The 2,581-nt window shown below is 61.2% G+C and carries 4 protein-coding genes; 1 reads left to right on the top strand and 3 read right to left on the bottom strand.

Annotated elements, in window-relative coordinates; all coding sequences use genetic code 11:
- The coding region (locus AC1DT3_RS17630; RefSeq protein ID WP_477466534.1) for a M3 family metallopeptidase at positions 1-390 on the top strand (390 nt) is incomplete at its 5' end.
- A gap of 14 nt (positions 391-404) precedes the next feature.
- Here AC1DT3_RS17630 and AC1DT3_RS17625 read toward each other — a convergent pair.
- The 3 genes from AC1DT3_RS17625 to AC1DT3_RS17615 all read right to left on the bottom strand — a co-directional run.
- Positions 405-590, bottom strand: a complete 186-nt coding sequence (locus AC1DT3_RS17625; RefSeq protein WP_477466533.1) for a hypothetical protein — start codon at positions 588-590, stop codon at positions 405-407.
- A gap of 77 nt (positions 591-667) precedes the next feature.
- Positions 668-1,681, bottom strand: a complete 1,014-nt coding sequence (locus AC1DT3_RS17620; protein WP_477466532.1) for an aldose epimerase family protein — start codon at positions 1,679-1,681, stop codon at positions 668-670.
- Between the two features lie 26 nt (positions 1,682-1,707).
- Positions 1,708-2,581, bottom strand: an 874-nt coding sequence (locus AC1DT3_RS17615) for an SMP-30/gluconolactonase/LRE family protein (protein ID WP_477466531.1), incomplete at its 5' end; no start/stop codon positions are given.

Genomic DNA, 2,581 nt, shown 5'->3' with positions numbered 1-2,581 from the left:
GTCGATCTCGACCTGCACAGCGCAGCACCGGACGGCGATCTCGACGTCGGTCGTTTCGAAAAATCATCGCTCGCGAAGATCGGGATGCCGCGCGAGATCATCATGCGGCATCGCACTCCGCATTTCGCGCACGTGTTCTCAGGCGACGGCTACTCGTCCGGCTATTACAGTTATCTATGGTCGGAGGTCCTCGATGCGGATGCGTTCAACGCCTTCGAGGAAACCGGCAACGCCTTCGATCCGCAGGTAGCGGAGAAGCTCGCGCGCTTCATCTACAGCGCCGGAAACCTGCGCGATCCTGTGGAGGCGTACACGGAATTTCGCGGAAGGCTTCCCGCAGTCGATGCGCTTCTCGCCAAGCGCGGCCTCGTGACGACGCCGGCAGCGTGATTCAGCAGCGTGATTTAGCAAGTCGTCTCGTGATCGTCGGATAGATGCGATTGACGTCGCACGACATAAGCCTTCTTCACGACACGCGTCACGAGCTTCGGCGGGTTGTCGTCGGATACAGGTTGCCGGCACAGGACGCGCAGGAGAAAAGCGGCTCCCTTGGGATCCCTCTTCAAGGCCTTAGCGTCCAATACGGGCATTCTGATCTCCCTCGGCGAGCCTTCTTGTTTTTACGCACGCTACTGCAAAGCTAACGGCGAACGAAGCGCCGGGTTCCTCACACAGACCCGAATCGCAATTCGCTGATCTGCCGTGACACCGCGTCCGGTTTCAAAATACAGGGAGGAAAGTGGGCTTTATTGGGGYCGTCGGGAAACCGTTGCGGTTCCAGGCAGAGACCACCGTGCACGCCATATGTCGCGCCGTCGTGCCCCGCGGCAGGCACGTGAAGTCGGCCGCCGTCATAGAATTGCAAGCCCGGTTCGGTGGTCCAGAGCTCCATCGACAAGGCGCTCTTGCGCGATTGCAGGGTCGCTGCATGCGACAGTTCGCCCGTACGCCTTAAGACGTAGTTGATGTCGTACGAGATCCTTCCCTGGAGAAGTTGAGCCGCACCGATCGGCCTCAGCGATCGAAAATCGTACCCGGTGCTTTCGACCCCGACGACCTCGCCGGTGGGAATCAAATCGGAATGCGTCGGCGTGACGTAGTCGGCGGCGATCATGAGATGATGGGACGAAATGTCGGAGCTTCCATCGAGATTGAAATAGCCATGCGTCGTGAGATTGACCGGCGTCGCCCGATCACACGTCGCTTCGAGCTCGATCCGCAATGTCGACGGTTCAAGCAGAGTATACGTGCAGGTCGCGATCAACCGGCCGGGGTAGCCCATGTCGCCGTCGTCCGAGACCAGCGACAACACCGCATGCGATGGCGTGTGCTCGATCAGCGACCACACGCGATGTCCGAATCCTTTCGATCCGCCGTGAAGCTGGTTTCGACCTTCGTTCGCATCGAGACGATAGGTGACGCCGTCGAGCGTGAATTGCGCCTTGCCGATACGGTTCGCGTACCGTCCGACGATCGCACCGAAATACGGCGAATAGACAACGTAATCTTCGATCGTGTTGAGCCCGAGGACGACGCGCTGCTGTCCGTGCCGCGCCGGCACGACGAGGTCCCTCAAGACCGCGCCCCAGGTGATGATCCGCGCCTCCGCGCCGGCGGCGCTTCTGAGCGTCACCTCCAGCACGTCCTCGTCGTCGATCGAGCCGAAATGCGCAACGCTCATGGTTCTACCCGTGGAAGCTCATGGTTCTACCCGTGGAAGATGTGCGACTTCACGCCTTGAATCCCGGTCTCGACCGAAAACAGGTGTCCGGCCATGGGATCGATGGTGGCATCGCGGCCGATCGCGGCCGTCGTGATGTAGAGCGTCGTGAGGTCGGGCCCGCCGAAGGCGCATTTGGTCACCTGCGCCGTGGGCACCGGCACGATGCGCTCGATCGTCCCGTCCGGCCGGAACCGGGTGATGCGCGAGCCGCCCCAATGGCAGATCCACACATGACCTTCCGAGTCGACGGTCATACCGTCAGGGAAACCCCAGCCTTCCTCGAACCGGACGAATTCTCGTCCTTCGCCGAGCAATCCGCCTTGCAGAACGTGGGCGTAGACGATTCGGTTGGTGGTGTCCGTCGTGTAGATGATCTCGCCGTTGTGGCTCGTCGCCGGACCATTGGTGACGACGATGCCGTCGTGAAGACGGGTCAGCTTGTGGCCGTCCCATCGCCAGAAAGCACCGGTCGGTCCCTTTTCCGCATCGTTCATGGTGCCGAAGTAGAGCGACCCGTCCGGTCCGACATGGCCGTCGTTGATCCGGTTGCTCGGCTGGTTTGGTTCGGGCGACACGAGAGGCTGACATTCGCCGCCCCACAAATGCAGCCGCACGAGCCCCGACTTGAATCCGGCAATCACCATGTCCGGGTCCACCGTCAGGGCGACGAACCCGATGGGCTCGGCGACATCGTTTCGGCCATGCTGCTTGGTCCTTGGCTGATAATGCCAGACAGCTGGACTCCTGATGTCCACCCAATAGACCGTTTCGGTCCGATGGTCCCACAGGACACCTTCACCAAGAACGCAGGCGCTCGAAACGGCGACGTGCGGCACATGCGGATGGACGGCTGGGCTA

This window comes from Microvirga sp. P4_G7 (assembly GCF_056401005.1).
Note: the sequence above shows the minus strand (reverse complement) of the source record. Positions and strands in the feature narration are given on the sequence as shown.

What these genes read in the sequence shown, in the direction of transcription:
- AC1DT3_RS17625 (WP_477466533.1), bottom strand. Translation starts at nt 590, where the DNA reads ATGCCCGTATTGGACGCTAAGGCCTTGAAGAGGGATCCCAAGGGAGCC.